The sequence below is a fragment of the Mesorhizobium sp. NPDC059054 genome, assembly GCF_042739215.1.
Taxonomy (GTDB): domain Bacteria; phylum Pseudomonadota; class Alphaproteobacteria; order Rhizobiales; family Rhizobiaceae; genus Mesorhizobium.
In genome coordinates, this window is the sequence record NZ_JBHYHV010000003.1 from 141833 (window position 1) to 158715 (window position 16883).

Sequence of the window (16883 nt, forward strand, 5' to 3'; positions counted from 1 at the left end):
AAGCTGCCGCGATCCAAATCCCCCTCCCCCTTGAGGGGAGGGGTTAGGGGTGGGGGTACACTTGTCGCCAAGTTTCCCCATTTGCCCGGCCCACACGCCGCGATCCCTCAATTCAGGACATGCTCTCACGATGAAAAGCGCCACTCTTGCTCGCCTTTCACAGCCCGCCCGCGGCCGCCGCGCGCGGATGACCACGCTGCCCGCGCCGATGGCCGGCTGGTTCACGGCCGGCAACCTGGCCTCGATGCCGCAGGGCACCGCCATGCGGCTCGAGAACTGGCGCCCGACCAACACCGGCATCGTGCAGCGCGGCGGCAGCAAGACGCGCGCGACCATTTCGGACGGGCCGGTCGAAAGCTTCATTTCCTACAACGCCACGCAGAAGAAGCTGTTTGCGGCAACGCGCACGGACATCTTCGACGTGACGACGGTGGCCGATCCGAACGTGCCGCCGCCGGCCGCCGTATCGGGCCAGACCAGCGGCTACTATTCCTTCGTCAACTTCACCACCTCGGGCGACGAGTATCTGACCGCCGTCAACGGCACCGATTCCCTTCTGCTCTACCATCCAGACAGCGGCTGGAAGAAGATCACCGACACGTCGAGCCCCGCCATCACCGGCGGCGTGACCGCGACGCTCTCCTTCGTGTGGGTGTACCGCAACCGCCAGTTCTTCATCGAAGGCGGCGGCCTCAGGGCGCGCTATCTGCCCGTCGGCAGCATTGGCGGCGCCCTCGGCACGATCGACCTCAACGGCGTGTTCCAGCGCGGCGGCACGCTGATGTTCGGTTCCTCATGGTCGGTCGATGCCGGCGACGGGCTGGACGACAAATGCGTCTTCGTCACCAACCAGGGCGAGATCGCCGTCTACCAGGGCGGCGATCCGGCCTCGGTCACCGACTGGCGGCTCGTCGGCCGCTACGACCTTGCCCGGCCGCTCGGGTCGCGCGCGACGATGCGCGTGGGCGGGGACCTTCTGATCGCAACCGAAATGGGCCTGTTGCCGATTTCCCAGGCGATCGCAAAGGACATTTCCGTGCTCGACCAATCCTCCGTCAGCCGCGCGATCTCGCCGGACTGGCGGCGGGAGGCCAAGGCGCGGCGGGCGCTGCCCTGGGAAATCGTCAAATGGCCGGAACGTGCCTATGCGCTCGTCAGCCTGCCGGTGACCAATGGCAGCCAGCAGGGCCTGTGCTATGTGCTGAACACCGAAACCGGCGCCTGGTGCACCTATACGGGCTGGGACGCGCGTTGCCTGATCTTCCACAATGGCGAAGTGCTGTTCGGTACCGCCAAGGGCAAGGTCAAGGACACCGAGATCACCGGCACCGATGACGGCGTACCGATCTATTACACCTGCGTAGCCAACCCCGACCACCTCGAGACATCCGGGGTTCTGAAGACGATCCTGCGGGCGCAGGCGAGGCTGAAGATGGCGACGCCGAACGAAAGCCTGCTGTCCGGTTCGACGGACTACCGCGTCAAGCTGCCGGCACCGCCCAATCCCGCTGCCGACGTTCCGTCAACCGGCATCTGGGGATCCGGCCGCTGGGACCAGGCGCTGTGGGATGCCACGATGGCAAGCGCCCTCACCGACATCGTCAAGACCAGCATCGGCCTGACCGGCTTCGTCTTCCAGTGGCAATTGCAGGTGACGGGCGCACAGTCGTCGGCGCCAGTCGTCGAACTGGTCAGCGTGGACGTGTCGTTCGAGACGGGCGGACAAGCGCTCTAGATCTCATGCAAGCCTTCTGGGGACATGACGAGGCTGTGGCAACATGGGTTGCCCGGCACATACCCGGCTGCGCGCGCGGATTCGGCAATTGCCGCGCCATGGGCGTGCTCAATGGCGACAGGCTCGTCGCCGGCATGGTCTATCACGACTGGGCGCCGGAGCATGGTGTCATCGAGATATCGGGGGCTGCCACCACGCCGTGCTGGCTGACCCGGCCCGTGCTCTGGCAGATGTTTGCGTACCCCTTCCTCGGCATTGCCTGCCAGATGGTGGTGATGCGCGTTTCCGAGCGCAACGAACAGTGGAACGGCCGCGGGCTGCCGCGCCTGCTGAAAGCCTACGGCTTCGACAAACACACCATTCCCCGCCTCTACGGCCGGCACGAAAACGGGCTCGTTTTCACCCTGACCGACGACGCCTGGCGGGCCAACCGATTTCACAGGAAGGAGCTTGCTGCCAATGGGTAAGCCGAAAGCACCGACGCCGCCCGACCCGAAGGAAACGGCGGCAGCGCAAACGGGCACCAATGTGTCGACCTCCATCGCCAATGCGGCGCTGGGCAACGTCAACCAGGTCACGCCCTACGGCAATCTGACCTACAACCAGTCGGGGACACACAAGTTCACCGACCCGACCACGGGCAAGACCATCGATGTCCCCACCTACACGGCGACGCAGACGCTGAGCCCCTCGCAGCAGGCGATCTTCGACCAGTCGCAGCAGGCACAAGGCAATCTGGCGAAGATCGGCAACCAGCAATCCGCTTTCCTTGCCGACTACCTGAACAAGCCGATGGACTTCAGCAACCTGCCCGCCGGCGGCGATGCCTCCAAGATCGGGATGCAGCAATACCAGCAATTCCAGTCCGGCCCGCAGTTGGACACGCAGATCGCCGACGCCGGGCAGATCACCAAGGACTACGGGCCGAAGGACGGTTACGCCAGCAACACGCAGGAGGTGCGGGACGCGATGTTCTCGCGCCTCAACCCGGAGCTCGACCGGCAACGCGCCTCGCTGGAAACCTCGCTGGCCAACCAGGGCATCCGCATCGGCTCGACCGCCTATGACACGGCGATGAACCAGTTCAACCAGGGCGTGAACGACCAGCGCACATCGGTGCTGCTGGCGTCCGGCCAGGAACAGAGCCGGCTCGCCAATCTCGACGCGCAGCGCGCCGGCTTCCAGAACGCCGCGCAACAGCAGCAGTTCATGCAGAACAGCGCCCAGGGCGAATTCGGCAATACGGCCAGACAGCAGATGTTCCAGAACCAGAACAGCGTGACCGGGCAGAACAACGCGCTGCAGGACCAGCGCATGAATGCCCAGCTCGCTCAGTTCAACGCCGCCAACCAGCAGCGGCAGATGGCCCTGCAGGAGGCCTATGCGCGGCGCGCCCAGCCAATCAACGAAATCACCTCGCTGCTGTCGGGCGCACAGGTGCAGAACCCGAATTTCGTCAACACCAACATGCCGAACATTCCGACCGTGGATTATGCCGGCCTGGTCAACCAGAACTACAACCAGAAGCTCGGCATCTACAACCAGCAGGTGGCGGCGCAGAACAGCCTATTCGGCGGCCTTTTCGGTCTCGGCGCATCGGCGATCATGAAGTCCGACCGCAGGGCCAAGAAGGACATCCGGAAGCGCGGCCGCATCGACGGAACCAACATCTACGAGTTCCGCTATCGCGGCGAGGACCGCGAAGCGCCCAAGCATGTCGGCGTGATGGCGCAGGAGGTGGAAAAGACGCGGCCCGACGCGGTGATCGAGATCGGCGGCGTCAAGCATGTCGACTACACCAAGGCGCTGCCCGGCCTGTTCGGACTGGGGCAGGCATTATGAAAAGCTTCATTTTCGACGGCAACAAGCCGCGCCCACCGATGACGCCGGAAGAGCAGCGGCAAGCACAGATGGCTCTCGCCATGAACATGCCGACCGATATCGGCGGCGGCCTTTCTGCCATCGGCCAGGCGCTGATGTACCGCCAGAACAGCGACGGCAGTTTCCCACCGGCGCCGGGTGCCGGCCCGCTTTCAGGGCTTTTCGGCCTTGGCGCCACGCGCAGCGCAAGGATCCCCCTCTGATGCCGCTTTCCTTCATCTTCGGCAAAGGCCAGCAATACGAAACGCCGGAAGAGCTGGCGAAAGCGCGAGCCGCTGCCAACAGCCTGTTGGCCGACCAGCCGACGCCGACCGATCTCGGTTCGGGGCTGAACGCCATCGGCCGGGCAATCCTCTACCGCTCGCTGATGGCGAATGCCGACGCGGCAGAAGCGAAAGGCAGGAATTCGGCCGAAGCCGCGATAAATCCGATCGTTGCAGCGCTCGGCGGCCCCGGCGCCTTCCCGCCGCCCCCAGGCGGATCGCCAAAGGTCGCCGCCGCGCTGACCGGCAAGCCTGCGTTGAGAGCCGACGATCCGAACCTGCCGAGCCGGCTCGATTTTGCCAGGGCGGATGAAGCGAGGACTGCCAGCGGATTGCCCGACGTACCGACGATGGAAAGCTACATCCGACAGTCTGCCACGCAGCGTGGCATTGACCCCGATGTCGCCGTACGCGTGGCACGCTCGGAAGGACTTCAGCGTGGAACGTGGCAATCGAACGTCACCAGGAACGGCGCCCGCGAGCCAAGCTATGGACCTTTTCAGCTTCTCGTCGGCGGCAAGGGGACAGGTTACCCCGAAGGCGTCGGCAATCGCTTCATCGATGCCACCGGCCTCGATCCGGCCGACCCCGCCAACTGGCAGCAGGGTATCGACTTTGCACTCGATACCGCCGGAAAGCACGGCTGGGGGCAATGGTACGGCTCGAAGGCCGTGGGCATCAGCCCTCTCCAGGGCATCGGCGCCCGCACGGCCCCTGCCACCGACAGGCAGATCGCAGACCCGCCAATCGGAATGCCCACCACGCAGGCCCCGCTCGCTTCGCCGACAGCCGGGGCGAGACAGGACCATCCGATCTCCGAAGTTTCGCAGGCAGGACAGCCTGCAGCACAAGGCACCCTGCGCGCACAAGGTGCACCGGCCGAGCAGTTCGACCTCTCACGGCTGCCTGCCGCCGCGGGCGGCATGGCAGACACGTTCGACGCCTCCAAAGGCCCGACGCTGCCGATGCTCCTCAACGCGCTGCAGAACCCCTGGCTGAATGAAACGCAGCGCGGGTTGGCCAAGCGCGAGATCGAACGCCTGACCGGAGGGCGCCAGCAGGAGCGACCACGCGAACCCACCTTGCTCGACGTCCCGAAACGTCCAGAAGCCCAGGAAATCCTGAAAATGAGCCACGAAGAATTGGAGGCAATCGCAAATGGTAACCGCTGACGAAGCCCGGCGCGAGCTGGCACGCCGTGAACTCGAGCGCGCGCAACAGAGTGGCCACCCTGCACCGGCCGATGACTATGCCGACAGCTGGTTCGCCCAGCTTACGTCCGGTCTGAATAAAGGGGTGGCCAAGTCGCTGGGAGGGCCCATCGATGTGGTGAACGACGTCATCGTCACCCCGGCAATACATGGCATAAACGCTATCGCGGGAACGAATATCCAGCCATCGCAAGAACCTCTCGGTGGTAGTGTTGGCCTGGCACGTAGCCTGCAGGATTTCGGATCGATCAAACCACCGAGCGATGATCCGGCCAAGCAATTTGGCCGCGGGATAATGGAGGAGATCGGCGGCACCGCCATTACGAGTTCAGGGGCCCTGGCAAAGGCCCCTGCCATACTTTCCGAAATAGGCAAGATCGCCCTTAGCGGGATTGGAAGCGGCGTCGGTGGCGCCATCGCAAACCGTTTTGCGCCCGACAACCCCTATGCCGAGCTTTTCGCCAAGTCCCTTGGGGGACGGATCGCGAGCGGACCACTCGAAATGGGCCGCCGCGCCGCCAATCAGCTCAACGGAGCCGTTCCGGAGCTTGAGAGGCGACAGGCATTGCTTGAAGCGATGTACGAAAAAGCCGGCGATCTCGCCTCCCTGTCCGCGCCGGCCGCAGTGGAATATGCAAGGCGGGCCTTCAAGGGTCGCCCCGTGATGGAAGGCCCACCGACAAAAGCGCGCGCCAAGAGAGGCGGAAGCGGGAATCGCATATGGGACGCACTGACGGCCGGCTGGCCGGCGACTACCGGCGATTGAGCCGGTCGCCGTACCAGTTCTTGGCATAGCCGGCCACGCACCCCCAGAAGAAGAAAACGACGGCGGTCGTAATCGGGTTCTGAAGCAGTGTGTTTTCGGATTGCGGCGTTCCAATCAGATAGTTGAAGAACCAGAGGCCAGAGGTAATCACGGCCGCGACGGCACCCCAAATGAATGGGTTTGTTTTCTTCATGGCATTACCGCGGCCGACTTGGCGGCCGCTCCCCAAACCCGTGCAGCGACGCTCATTCTTTCGCTCCCCTCCAACCCTCAATGAACCATAGCGCATTCCTGAGCGGTCGTTAAGGGCCAGCTAATCGGGGCGACAATGATAAACGAACTGCGCGCCTACATACCAACCTAGTGAGACCGGTTGCCGTCGCCTTGATCCCCCCAAGGCATTCATCCCGGCCTTCCGGGCCAACCATCATCATAAATTCGCATAGGAGGACCGCCCATGCCTCGCGTGAACGGCGTCTACCAACTCTTGCCCGGCGTCTACGGCGTGCCGAACGAGCCGATCGCCTCCGCACCCTACAACAGCCAGCTGGACGACCTGGCGAAAGACGCCAACGACCCGCGCCCAGTGACGGCCGGCGGCACGGGAGCGCAGACGCCGGGCGAGGCGCTGACCAATCTCGGCTTTTCGGCATTCGTCAAATCACTGGTTGGCAAGACGACGGACGCTCTCTTCCGCGCCGCCATTGGTGCCGATGATGCTGCCAATCTGACAAAGGGCCGGCTGCCAGCTGCGCAAAATACCGCTGGGGTGGTGATGACGGCCAGCGGGACGGATACCATCACGGATTGGAACACGCTGGTCTCGCCCGGCCTGGCACCAACGCTGTTCACGGGCACCTCACCCAATGGACCGGGGGATGGGTCCTATCTTTATGTGTGGAATTTCGAATATAGCGGCGGGCAGATCACCCAGGTCGCGTGGCCATACGCCTCGCCCCTGACCAATATCTACATTCGCGGCCGCTACTCCGGCGCATGGTCGGCCTGGAAGAAGCTGGCATACGAAGGTGACGTCGCCAAACTGACAGGAGCGGCGTTCAGTGGTGATGTAAAGGCACAACGGTTCCTCTCGGGCTACGCCGGAAGCGATCCAACCAATATCGCGACAGCCGCTCAGTTTGTAACGTACTCTCCGCGCCGCGCCATGGAGTGGGGCTATCCCTCCGGTCCAGCCAGGAGTTTCGTGAATTCGCTCGGCGCAGATGCTGCCGGATACGGCCACATGTTTTTCGGCGGCGACGCTTCAGACACCGCTGGTAAATGGAATGCATACGGCACGGCTCGGGGTATCGGCATCCGCAATCTGGGGGGTAACGCGCTTGAGTTCTTCGGAGTGCCAAACGGCTTGAACAAAGACGCCGTCACGCTGGGTCGCATCAACGAAGCAGGTAACCAGGTGCTTCGCGGATTCTATTTCGAGAACGAACAGAGTGGTCGATATCGCCAAGTCTGGAACATCCCAGCCGGCATGATTGGGTTTTTCGCTCTTGGCAGCACGCCGAGTGGTTGGCTCCCAGCAAATGGCGCTGGTGTCAACAAGGCGGACTACCCGGACCTCTGGGCGGCGGCGGTCTCCTCCGGCCTGACTGTTTCAGAGGCCTCGTGGCAGGCCGGCTACTACGGCCGATACAGCGACTATAATTCGGGCGTGTTCCGCGTTCCTCTGATCAACGGCTCCTTCGTTCGCGGCTATGACGGTGGCTCCGGCATTGATCCGAGTGGCGGGGCTATCGGCGTTAGGTACGTTGACACCATCAGGTCGCACAATCACCCGCTGACCATCGACGCAGCCGGCAGCCACAATCACGGCCAGGCAGTGTATCGCGGGTGGTCCGATTCCGGAACATATGCCGCATCCAACCTCGCAACCTCTCTGAACGCTTATGCGCAGACTGACTACAATGGCGCTCACTATCACACCGGTACAGTCGGATACGCAGGTTCAGCAGAAACCCGTCCGGCTCACATCCCGCTCCTCGTCTGCGTCAAATATTGAGGCCATCATGCAAGTCTATCACTACGACATCGGCACAAAGCTTCTGACTGGCAGCTCAGAAGCGCACCCTAACCCTATGCGGGAAGGCGAATTCCTTATTCCGGCTTTCGCGACACCGATGGCGCCGCCGACGCTTGTCCCAAACGAGGCAGCAAAATGGGAAAACGACCACTGGACAGTCGTCCCCATTGTCATGGACGCGGGAACCGGCACGCCGCAGCCGGTCGATCTTGTCGGCTATGCCGGCGACCTGCGCTGGCGCTTGGAAACTGGCGGCACAGGCATGCTGTTCGAGAATATCTCTATCCCGATCGCAACAGACCGAGACTCACAAGTGAAGGTCTTCGCAGCGCGCTACCAGGTCGACCAAGACCCAAACCTTACGGTCAACTGGAAATGCCCGGATGGTACATGGCGCATTTTGAACGCCTCAGCGATCCTGGCCGCAAGCAACGCGGTTTTACTGCATATCAAGAAGTGCTTCGACACCGAGCAGCTTGTCGTTCAGAAGATCGCCGCGGGCGAAATTACAACGGTGCCACAGGTCGACGCTGCTTTCGCAAGCATGTGATGATTTGATTGCCGCATAGGCAGTAAGCAGCCAAAACAGCGACATATTCAAAAGGACAAACCATGGACCGTTCGCGTTTCTACGCGGCGCTGCGCTTGCGCACGTCTGGCGTTTTCGGCATGTCTTTGTCTCAAAGCCAGGTGGATGGGCTGGAGGTCATCCTCGAGGCCGGGCAAAATGCCGGCCTGCCGCTCCGGCATCTCGCCTATGCCTTGGCTACCGCCTACCATGAGACCGGCAGCAAGATGCGGCCCGTCAACGAAAACCTCTCCTACAGCAGCGCTGCACGCATTCGCGAGGTCTGGCCGAAGCGCTTCACCAGTGTTGCCGCTACCATTCCTTATGTCCGCAACCCGCAGGGCCTCGCCAACCGCGTCTATGCCAACCGCATAGGCAATGGCGATGAGGCTTCCGGCGACGGCTGGCGTTATCGCGGCCGCGCCCTGCCGCAGCTCACCGGCCGGGAAAACTATGAGAAGGCATCCAAGCTGGTGGGGGTCGATCTTGTCAGCGACCCGGACGCCGCGAACGACACCGACATTTCGGCGCATATCCTCATCGAAGGGATGCGCGCCGGCATGTTCACCGGCAAGAAGCTGGCTGACTTCGAGGCAACCAATTCAACAACCTACGACTATGTGGCTGCGCGATCGATCATCAACGTCGACGTTCGGGCCAACGGCAAACTGATCGCTGGTTACGCCAAGGCGTACGAAACCGCGCTACGCAACGCCGGCTATATCGGGCAGGCACCGAGAATGCTCCCCATCCCGACGGAGAAGTCCGGCGACGCACCTTCGTCCGTTTCCGCGGCTCATCACACACCAGCTCAGCAAGTTGCGCCGGAAGCCACGCCGTTGGCAAAGGTCGGCATCTGGAACGTGATCGGAACGCTGTTCGCCATCGTCTTCGGCAGAATTTTCAAAGGAACCTGACCATGTGGCAGCGTATCAAACGTTTCTTCAAAGACAGCGAAACGATCTTCTGGGCGCGGCTTCAAACCGCGCTCGGCTTCGTCGTCGTGGCCCTGACTTATGTCGATCCGTCCGTGCTCCAGCCGATCATCCCGGCTCAATATTTCCCTTGGCTGCTGGTCGCGAACGGCATCCTCACCGAATATCTGCGCCGCCGCCGCGAGGACAGCCTGTGACCGCCCTTCTGCTGCAGTTCTGGCCCTACATCGTCGGGGTCGCCGCCGCCATCGTTGCCGGCTGGAAATTTAGGCAATCCGGCGTCGATGCCGAACGTGCACGGCAAATGAGGGAGAAGCTGGTTGCCGTCGAAGACCAGCTGGAAATGGACCGCGAGGCTACCGCAATTGAGCGGCGCACAGCTGGCATGTCCGACGACGAGGCGCGAAAGGAGGCCATGCGATGGTCAAGGCACTGATCCTTGTCGCAGCACTGGCGCTCGCCGGCTGCAGTTCGAGACCGGATGGCTCCTTTCCTTCCAATCCTCGCTCCGTCTGGTGCACGCACAATTTTCCGCGCCGGGATGCCAGATCGGACACGCCACGCACCGATCTGGACGAGATCAACAGGCACAACGCCCAGGGCGTTGCGTGGTGCGGATGGAAGCCATGACAAGGCATATCTCCGTCGACCCCGACGAATTGAAGCGCATCGTCAAGGAAGCGGTGCGCGAGGAACTGTCCGCCGCCGGCCTGCGCATCGACGAGCCCGAACACCAGTTCGAAGCGCGCGAGGATTTCCGGTTTCTCCGCAACCTCCGCCAAGCGCTTGCCGGCATTTCCAGCAAGGTCGGCGCGGCGGTGATCCTGTCGATTGTCTCAGGCCTGCTGTGGCTGTTGTGGAATGGAGTTCAGGCGCTGCTGCCGCCAAAATGACCTCCGCATTTTGTGCTCCGACTTGCAAGCGCTTAGGATTTTTCAGATCGCAATATTGCAGCCATGTTACGGAAACTGGTCGTGCTGATCGCCATGAAACAGCGGGCTATCGCGGCACACAGAACATGTCGAAATGCGGCCAACGCTCCATGTCCGCGGCATTGAGCAACTGCCCCTTCAACTCGGCGTATGGCCATGAACGGTGGCAGTCGTAGCCAAGCTCGTTCAGGAAATCGAGAAATGCGGTTCTCTGTTCGATCGATGTGCGTTTGTAGACCTCGCACAGGATGAAGGGCCTCACCGAGACGATCAATTCGCGCATCGTTTCAAGCACGGCATGGTCGTTGCCTTCGGCGTCTGTCTTGATCAGACGGATTCGGGACAGCCAATCGGGGCTGGTGGCGCGCAGTTCGGCAAGTACATTACGTCCCTCGACTTCGAGCGGGTACATATGACCATGGGCAAGCCGGCCGAAGCGATCGAGGTCACCGCCATTGCAGTAACCGGGATCACTGTAGTTGAAGACCAGCTTTGTCGGCTGCCCGGTCGCGGCAAAATGCATGATCTCGATCGGCGCCGCCTGCCGGTTTAGCGAGGCATTGGCCTCCAGAACCGGCCAGAGGTATCGGTTGGGCTCCACGGCAAAGACCTTGCCGCCCGACCCGACGGCCAGCGCATAAAGCACGCTCGTGTCGCCGACATGCGCGCCGATATCGATGACGGCATCGCCCGGCGAAAGATATTTTCTCAATTCGTCGATCGCGCCCTGACCGATATCCGGCGCACTGCATTTGGGATGCAGCCAAACGGCAAACCGCACCAACTCCCTGTTCGTCAGTTCGAACTCTTTTATGGTGTAACCATAGGTTTTCGGGCCTTTGCGAAAGCCAAGCGCGGCAAGCACATCCCTGAGTTTCACGACAGGCCCTCGCCAGTACCTGCCCTTCAATCGCACCAAGCTTGTCGAAGCTCAACAGCTTTCGCAGACGGCTCAGGATCGCGTGGATCTTGACGGACGGTTAGCCATCACTCGCGTCAAATCGCCTACACCGTCCATGACGGCATTGATGGTTACCTGCGCCCTCCCTAAACTATTTGGACTGCAGCGTGAGTCCATCGCCATGTCCGAGCAGGAAGCGAACCATCGCGAACGCGAGCACCGGCAACGGGTGCTCAAAGGGGCGACGATCATCACCAGCATCCACAATTCGGAAATCGCCTGCGTCGTGCGCAACCAGCATACCGGCGGCGCCGAACTCAAGGTGGCCGCCGATGCCATCATTCCCGAACGGTTCAGCCTTTATGTGCCTGTCGACGGTGTTGCCTACGAGGCCCTGGTGCGCTGGCGCCGCAACGACCGTGTCGGCGTGCAGTTCACCGGTACGGGACCGAAGCCCCGCTTCCACTACGGCTGAGCCTGACCATTCGTTACGGTGCTCCATTCTTGCCGTGCTTTCGCTTGTCCTGACCAAGGCATGCTGAGAGCCCTTCCGGGGAGCAAGTTGCCGTTTGCGGACATCGGGCGAATCTCAAGAGGCCTTGGTTGACGCTGCGCACTGCTGTGGTTAGCTTCGGATTCGGAATTGGTTCCGCCGGAAGGCGGATGAAAAGGGAACACGGTGCGGCCGAGCAATCGGTCAAAGCCGCGACTGCCCCCGCAACTGTAACCGTTGAGCCTTCTTCCACGATGCCACTGGCCGCCTCGCGCGACCGGGAAGGCGGAAAAGGGCGATGACACGGAAGTCAGGAGACCTGCCTGTTCCAGTCACCCATGCTTGATCACGAGGGGTGGTCAGGCGCGGTCGTCCGTGGCGGTGACACGTGAAGTGTTGCCGCATGCCGGAACGGCCAGGGGTGAGATGCGACTGTCCGCCAACCTGCCCCCAGCCAAGTCCGTCTGCGGTTCGAAATGAACCTCGCGGCGCTGTTGCGCCGTTGATCCTTTTGGGGACGGAAGTGAAGAAAACTCCATTGCTTGCCGGCGCTGTCACGCTGGCTTTCATAAGCCATGTTGTCGCTCAAGACGACAGCATTCCCGGCAACGCCACGATGCTCGATCGCATCGTGATCACGACACCGCTCAGGCGCGCGACCACTCTGGCGCGCTCGACCTCATCGGTGACGGTGATCGATCGCCAGAGCATCGAACATTCGGCCGCGCCAGACCTGCCGTCTCTGCTCAAATCCTATACCGGCGTTTCGATCGTTTCCTATGGCGGCCAGGGCGCTTCGACCAATCTCTACCTGCGCGGCATGTCGGCCAGCCAGACGCTGGTGCTGGTCAACGGCGTGAGGGCAAGCTCCGTCACCACCGGTACAGCCTCGCTCGGCAACATCCCGCTCGATTCGATCGAGCGCATCGAGATCGCCAAGGGTGCGCATTCCGCGCAATACGGCTCCGACGCCATGGGCGGCGGCGTCAACATCATCACCAAACAGGGCGGCCCCTGCGCCGACGGCCGCAACAGCTGCGGCTCGGTCACGGCCGGCGTCAGCCATCCGTGGGGCGGCACCTTGTCCGGCAATGTGCGGGGCCAGAGCGCAAGCGGCGTCGACTATTCGCTCGGCGGCAGCCTGATCGGCACGCGCGGCTACGACTTCACGCTGCCAACCGCTTTCGGTCACGAGCCGGACGATGACGGTTTCCTGCTCGGCTCGATCAATGCCTCGCTGTCCAGGCAGTTCGACTGGGGCCGGATCTATGGCGATGCCTTGATCGCCCGCAGCCGCGGCCAGTATGACGCCTCCTTTCCGCTCGCCGACGAGGTCGACACGACAAGCTTTGCCGGCAAACTCGGCACCGAGATCAAACACTCCGCGGACTGGTCCTCGACTGTCGAACTGTCGAGTTCGGTCGATCGCTCACGCAATTTCCGCGATGGCATCGTCGGCGACGACCGCTTCAATTCCAGCCGCTACGGTCTCTTTGCTTCGACACAAAAGAACTTCGACACCGGCGCCGTTTCACATGTGCTGACCGGCGGCGCTGAAATCTATCGCGAGCAGGTCGATTCGACCGTCGATTTCGACGTGACGGCGCGCACGCTGACGGCGGTGTTCAGCCAGTATTCGCTTTCCTACGAGGCACTCACCGTCGACAGCGGCATTCGCTACGACCACAATGGACAGTTCGGCGGCGCCACCACCTACAATGTCGGCGCAAGCTACGAGATCCTGCCTGACCTCACACTGCGCTCATCCTATACCACCGGCTTCCGGGCGCCGAGTTTCAACGAACTTTATTATCCGAACTACTCCAATCCAAATCTCAAGCCGGAGAAGTCCAAGTCCTATGAGGTCGGGCTGAGCTGGCAGGCGGGCGCCGACACCAATCTCGATGTCGCCTTCTATCAAACCTGGCTGACCGACGCGATCGCCTCCAATCCGCCGACCTACCTGCCCTTCAACGTGGCCAAGGCGCGCATCACCGGTTTCGAGGCAGTCCTTGCGCATCGCTTCAGCACAGAATGGAGCGGCAAGGTGAGCGTCGATATCCGCGAACCGCTCAACCAGGACACCGGCAAATACATCCCCTATCGCGATCGCCTCAAGGCTGCGGCGGAAGTGACCTATAGTCCGACCGAGCAATTGGACCTGACGACACGCGTGCTTTACGGCGCGGCACGTTATGCCAATGCCGCCAACACGGTAAAGCTGCCCGACTATGTCACGGTGGATTTCACTGCACTTTATGCGCTGGACGCCGCATCGCAGGTGAAGTTCGCCGTCGAGAACCTGTTCGACGCGGACTATTCGACGGTCGCCGACTATCGCGCGCCCGGCCGCACTTTCAATCTGAGCTTCACCCGGACATTCTGAGGACCGGGAGATGGCAATGCAGGAAACCAGGGCAGCAAGATCGAGCGACGGGGCTTTCAAGAAGCCCGGTTGCTCCTGGCTGTTCATCACCCTGGCGGCCGTGTGTCTGGCGCCCGGCAGCGCAACGGCGGCAGAAACGCCGAAGCGCGTGGTCTCCATGAATGTCTGCACCGACCAGATGGCGATGCTGATTGCCGGGGACGACCAGCTCCATTCCGTCTCCTATCTCGCTACCGATCCGTCAACATCGGTGCTGGCCGAGGAGGCTCGGCGCTTCGCGGTCAATCATGGCCAGGCAGAAGAGATCTTCCTGATGCAGCCGGACCTCGTCCTTGCCGGCAGCTATACGACACGTGCGACCGTCGGCCTGCTCAGGCAACTCGGCATTCGCGTCGAAGAATTCCAGCCTGAAAACTCATTTGACGACGTGCGAGCAAGCCTGAGACGCATGGGCGATATCCTCGATCGGCGGGAGCGCGCAGACACTCTGGTGGCCGAGCTCGACCGCAAGCTTGCCGAGGCGAAGGCAAAGCCCCATCACAACATCACCATCGCGACCTACTACGCCAATTCCTATACATCAGGTGCCGGCACGCTGGTCGATGCCGTGGTGGCTGCATCCGGGCTGACCAATCTGGCCACGAAACTCGGCCTGTCCGGCACCCAGCAATTGCCGCTCGAGCTGCTTGTGATGGCCAAGCCGGACATGCTGGTCGACAGCGAGGCGCGCTACGCGACGCCGGCCCTGGCGCAGCAGACCTTCGTCCATCCTGCCTACAGGACACTCGCCCAAGAAACCGGGCGCGTTTCCGTGCCCGCTAAATATACCATCTGCGGCGCACCCTTTACGGCCACAGCGGTGGAGATGCTGACCGACGCGGCCACCAATCACTCAGTAAGCGGCCAGACAGGAGGCACGCAACCGTGACCGACACAGCCCGCTATCGCGCCCTGCTCGCCGTGCTCAGCCTATTGGTTGCCGTGCTCTTCGTGCTGTCGCTGACCATTGGCCCAGCGGCGATCGCTTTCGGCGACAGTATCAAGGCGCTGTTCTCCGGCAAGGCGGACGCCATCGCGCTGATCATGCGTGAGATTCGCCTGCCACGCGCGTTGCTCGGGCTGATGATCGGCGCGACACTCGGCCTGTCGGGTGCCGCGCTGCAAGGCTATCTGCGCAATCCGCTGGCTGAGCCCGGCCTGATCGGCGTCAGCGCCTCGGCGTCGCTTGGCGCCGTGCTTGCCATCTACAGCGGCCTGACGATCGCCTTCCCATTGGCGCTGCCGTTGTCGGCTCTGCTGGCAGCGATGATTGCCGTGCTCGTCGTGCAGGCGCTTGCCGGGCGGCGCGGCAACACACTCACCATCATCCTTGCCGGTGTCGCCGTCTCCAGCCTTGCCGGAGCCATGACCTCGCTGGCGCTCAACCTGTCGCCCAATCCCTTTGCCGCGCTCGAGATCATGTTCTGGATGCTCGGCTCGTTGACCGACCGTTCGATGACGCATGTATGGCTGGCCGCCCCCTTCATGCTTGTCGGCTGGGTGCTTCTGCTGATGCTCGGCCGCGCGCTCGATGCGCTGACGCTGGGGGCCGACACCGCCGCCTCGATGGGCATCGATATGCGCCGCGTGCAACAACTGGCCGTGCTCGGCACCGCTGCCTCGGTGGGTGCCGCAACCGCCGTCGCCGGCGCCATCGGCTTCGTCGGGCTCGTGGTGCCGCATCTGCTCAGGCCATTGGTCGGCGCGAGACCATCGCGGCTGTTGCCGGCCTCGGCGCTCGGTGGTGCCGCGGTGGTGCTGGCCGCCGACATACTGGTGCGCCTCATCGCACCCGGCCGGGATCTGAAGCTCGGCGTGCTGACGGCGATCGTCGGCGCACCGTTCTTCCTGTGGCTCGTCTATCGCGAACGGCGGAGGCTGGCATGAGCCTGCTTGCCGTTTCCAACCTTTCGGCCTCGCTCGGCCGGCGGCGCGTGCTGAGCGATGTGTCCTTCACCATCGGTCCTAGCGAGTTCGTCGGGTTGATCGGACCGAACGGTGCCGGAAAGTCGACCTTGCTGAAGGCGGCCCTCGGCCTCGTGGCATCACAAGGCGGAATTTCGATCGCCGGACGCGATGCAGCCATGATCAGTGCGCGTGAGCGGGCGAGCAACATCGCCTACGTCGCGCAGGAGCACGAAATCGCCTGGGCGATCCCGGTCGAAGCCGTCGTCGCGCTTGGACGCACGCCGCATCGGCCGGGTTTCGCCGCGGCGTCGTCGGCCGATCACACCGCAGTCGAACAGGCGATGCGACGCATGGAGGTCGACGCTTTCCGCGACCGTGCCGCCACCGACCTTTCGGGCGGTGAGAAGGCGCGCGTGCTGATTGCGCGCGCGCTTGCTCAGGAAACACCCTTGCTCCTGGCCGACGAGCCGACGGCGGGCCTCGATCCGTCGCACCAGATCACGTTGATGCGCCTGTTTGCCAGCCTGGCGAAACAGGGCCGCAGCGTCGTCGCTTCGCTGCACGACCTTGGCCTGGCAGCACGCTGGTGCAGCAGGCTCATTCTGATCGACCAGGGCCGGATTGTCGCAGACGGGCCACCCGACACCGTGCTGACAGTGGAAAGTCTTGGCAGCGTCTACGGCGTCGATGCCTATTTCGGCACCGCGGCCGGGCGTCCCGTCATCCAGCCGCTGGACCTGATCGCATCTCCTACCCAAGACAAACCGGAAGACAACCATGACCGAACTTGAGCCGCTGCTGCAGAAACACCTTGGTGACTGGCGGTC

20 protein-coding genes and 1 riboswitch are annotated in these 16883 nt (G+C 62.7%); of the genes, 18 read left to right on the forward strand and 2 right to left on the reverse strand.

Annotated elements, in window-relative coordinates; translation table 11 throughout:
* The first annotated feature begins 130 nt into the window (after positions 1-130).
* Genes ACFWXH_RS14110 through ACFWXH_RS14135 form a run of 6 tightly spaced genes read left to right on the forward strand, consistent with a single transcriptional unit; the run spans position 131 to position 5856 of the window.
* Positions 131-1735, forward strand: a complete 1605-nt coding sequence (locus ACFWXH_RS14110) for a hypothetical protein (RefSeq protein ID WP_379121193.1) — start codon at positions 131-133, stop codon at positions 1733-1735.
* Positions 1736-1770: 35 nt separating this feature from the next.
* Positions 1771-2202, forward strand: coding sequence for an N-acetyltransferase (locus ACFWXH_RS14115; RefSeq protein WP_379121195.1), 432 nt, complete (start codon positions 1771-1773; stop codon positions 2200-2202).
* Positions 2195-3577, forward strand: a complete 1383-nt coding sequence (locus ACFWXH_RS14120; protein WP_379121197.1) for a tail fiber domain-containing protein — start codon at positions 2195-2197, stop codon at positions 3575-3577. The genes ACFWXH_RS14115 and ACFWXH_RS14120 overlap by 8 nt, the downstream gene beginning before the upstream one ends.
* Positions 3574-3819, forward strand: a complete 246-nt coding sequence (locus tag ACFWXH_RS14125) for a hypothetical protein (RefSeq protein WP_379121199.1) — start codon at positions 3574-3576, stop codon at positions 3817-3819. Before ACFWXH_RS14120 ends, ACFWXH_RS14125 begins: the two co-directional genes overlap by 4 nt.
* Positions 3819-5051: a hypothetical protein gene (locus ACFWXH_RS14130; RefSeq protein WP_379121201.1), complete on the forward strand. Its 1233-nt coding sequence runs from the start codon at positions 3819-3821 to the stop codon at positions 5049-5051. The genes ACFWXH_RS14125 and ACFWXH_RS14130 overlap by 1 nt, the downstream gene beginning before the upstream one ends.
* Positions 5038-5856 carry a hypothetical protein gene (locus ACFWXH_RS14135; protein WP_379121203.1) on the forward strand — a complete coding sequence of 273 codons (819 nt, stop codon included), beginning with the start codon at positions 5038-5040 and terminating at the stop codon, positions 5854-5856. The genes ACFWXH_RS14130 and ACFWXH_RS14135 overlap by 14 nt, the downstream gene beginning before the upstream one ends.
* On the opposite strand, the gene ACFWXH_RS14140 is transcribed toward ACFWXH_RS14135, so the two are convergent.
* Positions 5843-6049, reverse strand: a complete 207-nt coding sequence (locus ACFWXH_RS14140) for a hypothetical protein (RefSeq protein WP_379121205.1) — start codon at positions 6047-6049, stop codon at positions 5843-5845. The two genes, ACFWXH_RS14135 and ACFWXH_RS14140, sit on opposite strands and share 14 nt — an antisense overlap.
* 264 nt (positions 6050-6313) lie before the next feature.
* Here ACFWXH_RS14140 and ACFWXH_RS14145 point away from each other — a divergent pair, with 264 nt between their 5' ends.
* From ACFWXH_RS14145 to ACFWXH_RS14175, 7 genes are all read left to right on the forward strand, one after another.
* Positions 6314-7873 (forward strand): tail fiber protein, encoded by a 1560-nt coding sequence (locus ACFWXH_RS14145; protein WP_379121207.1) that lies wholly within the window; start codon positions 6314-6316, stop codon positions 7871-7873.
* Positions 7874-7880: 7 nt separating this feature from the next.
* Positions 7881-8444, forward strand: coding sequence for a hypothetical protein (locus ACFWXH_RS14150; RefSeq protein ID WP_379121209.1), 564 nt, complete (start codon positions 7881-7883; stop codon positions 8442-8444).
* 62 nt (positions 8445-8506) lie between these two features.
* Complete coding sequence (locus tag ACFWXH_RS14155) at positions 8507-9379, forward strand: hypothetical protein (RefSeq protein ID WP_379121211.1); 873 nt, start codon at positions 8507-8509, stop codon at positions 9377-9379.
* Positions 9380-9381: 2 nt separating this feature from the next.
* The gene (locus tag ACFWXH_RS14160; protein WP_379121213.1) at positions 9382-9594 is read left to right on the forward strand and encodes a hypothetical protein; all 213 of its coding nucleotides are present in this window, start codon (positions 9382-9384) and stop codon (positions 9592-9594) included.
* On the forward strand, positions 9591-9833 hold the full coding sequence (locus tag ACFWXH_RS14165) for a hypothetical protein (protein ID WP_379121215.1): 243 nt from the start codon (positions 9591-9593) through the stop codon (positions 9831-9833). Before ACFWXH_RS14160 ends, ACFWXH_RS14165 begins: the two co-directional genes overlap by 4 nt.
* Positions 9818-10027 carry a hypothetical protein gene (locus ACFWXH_RS14170; RefSeq protein WP_379121217.1) on the forward strand — a complete coding sequence of 70 codons (210 nt, stop codon included), beginning with the start codon at positions 9818-9820 and terminating at the stop codon, positions 10025-10027. The genes ACFWXH_RS14165 and ACFWXH_RS14170 overlap by 16 nt, the downstream gene beginning before the upstream one ends.
* Positions 10024-10290: a hypothetical protein gene (locus ACFWXH_RS14175; protein WP_054312293.1), complete on the forward strand. Its 267-nt coding sequence runs from the start codon at positions 10024-10026 to the stop codon at positions 10288-10290. Before ACFWXH_RS14170 ends, ACFWXH_RS14175 begins: the two co-directional genes overlap by 4 nt.
* A gap of 106 nt (positions 10291-10396) precedes the next feature.
* On the opposite strand, the gene ACFWXH_RS14180 is transcribed toward ACFWXH_RS14175, so the two are convergent.
* Entirely contained in the window at positions 10397-11209 is an 813-nt protein-coding gene (locus tag ACFWXH_RS14180; RefSeq protein ID WP_379121219.1) for an FkbM family methyltransferase, read from the reverse strand.
* Between the two features lie 202 nt (positions 11210-11411).
* On the opposite strand from ACFWXH_RS14180, the gene ACFWXH_RS14185 reads away from it, so the two are divergent.
* The 5 genes from ACFWXH_RS14185 (at position 11412) to ACFWXH_RS14205 (ending at position 16847) form a co-directional block, all read left to right on the forward strand.
* A complete protein-coding gene (locus tag ACFWXH_RS14185) occupies positions 11412-11705 on the forward strand; it encodes a PilZ domain-containing protein (RefSeq protein WP_379121221.1) in 294 nt (97 codons plus the stop codon).
* A gap of 152 nt (positions 11706-11857) precedes the next feature.
* A riboswitch (cobalamin riboswitch) is annotated at positions 11858-12065 on the forward strand.
* 274 nt (positions 12066-12339) lie between these two features.
* Entirely contained in the window at positions 12340-14109 is a 1770-nt protein-coding gene (locus ACFWXH_RS14190) for a TonB-dependent receptor domain-containing protein (protein WP_379122209.1), read from the forward strand.
* Positions 14110-14125: 16 nt separating this feature from the next.
* Complete coding sequence (locus ACFWXH_RS14195) at positions 14126-15037, forward strand: ABC transporter substrate-binding protein (RefSeq protein ID WP_379121223.1); 912 nt, start codon at positions 14126-14128, stop codon at positions 15035-15037.
* Positions 15034-16035: a FecCD family ABC transporter permease gene (locus ACFWXH_RS14200; protein ID WP_379121225.1), complete on the forward strand. Its 1002-nt coding sequence runs from the start codon at positions 15034-15036 to the stop codon at positions 16033-16035. Before ACFWXH_RS14195 ends, ACFWXH_RS14200 begins: the two co-directional genes overlap by 4 nt.
* Positions 16032-16847 (forward strand): ABC transporter ATP-binding protein, encoded by an 816-nt coding sequence (locus ACFWXH_RS14205; protein WP_379121227.1) that lies wholly within the window; start codon positions 16032-16034, stop codon positions 16845-16847. The genes ACFWXH_RS14200 and ACFWXH_RS14205 overlap by 4 nt, the downstream gene beginning before the upstream one ends.
* Positions 16848-16883: the final 36 nt, after the last annotated feature.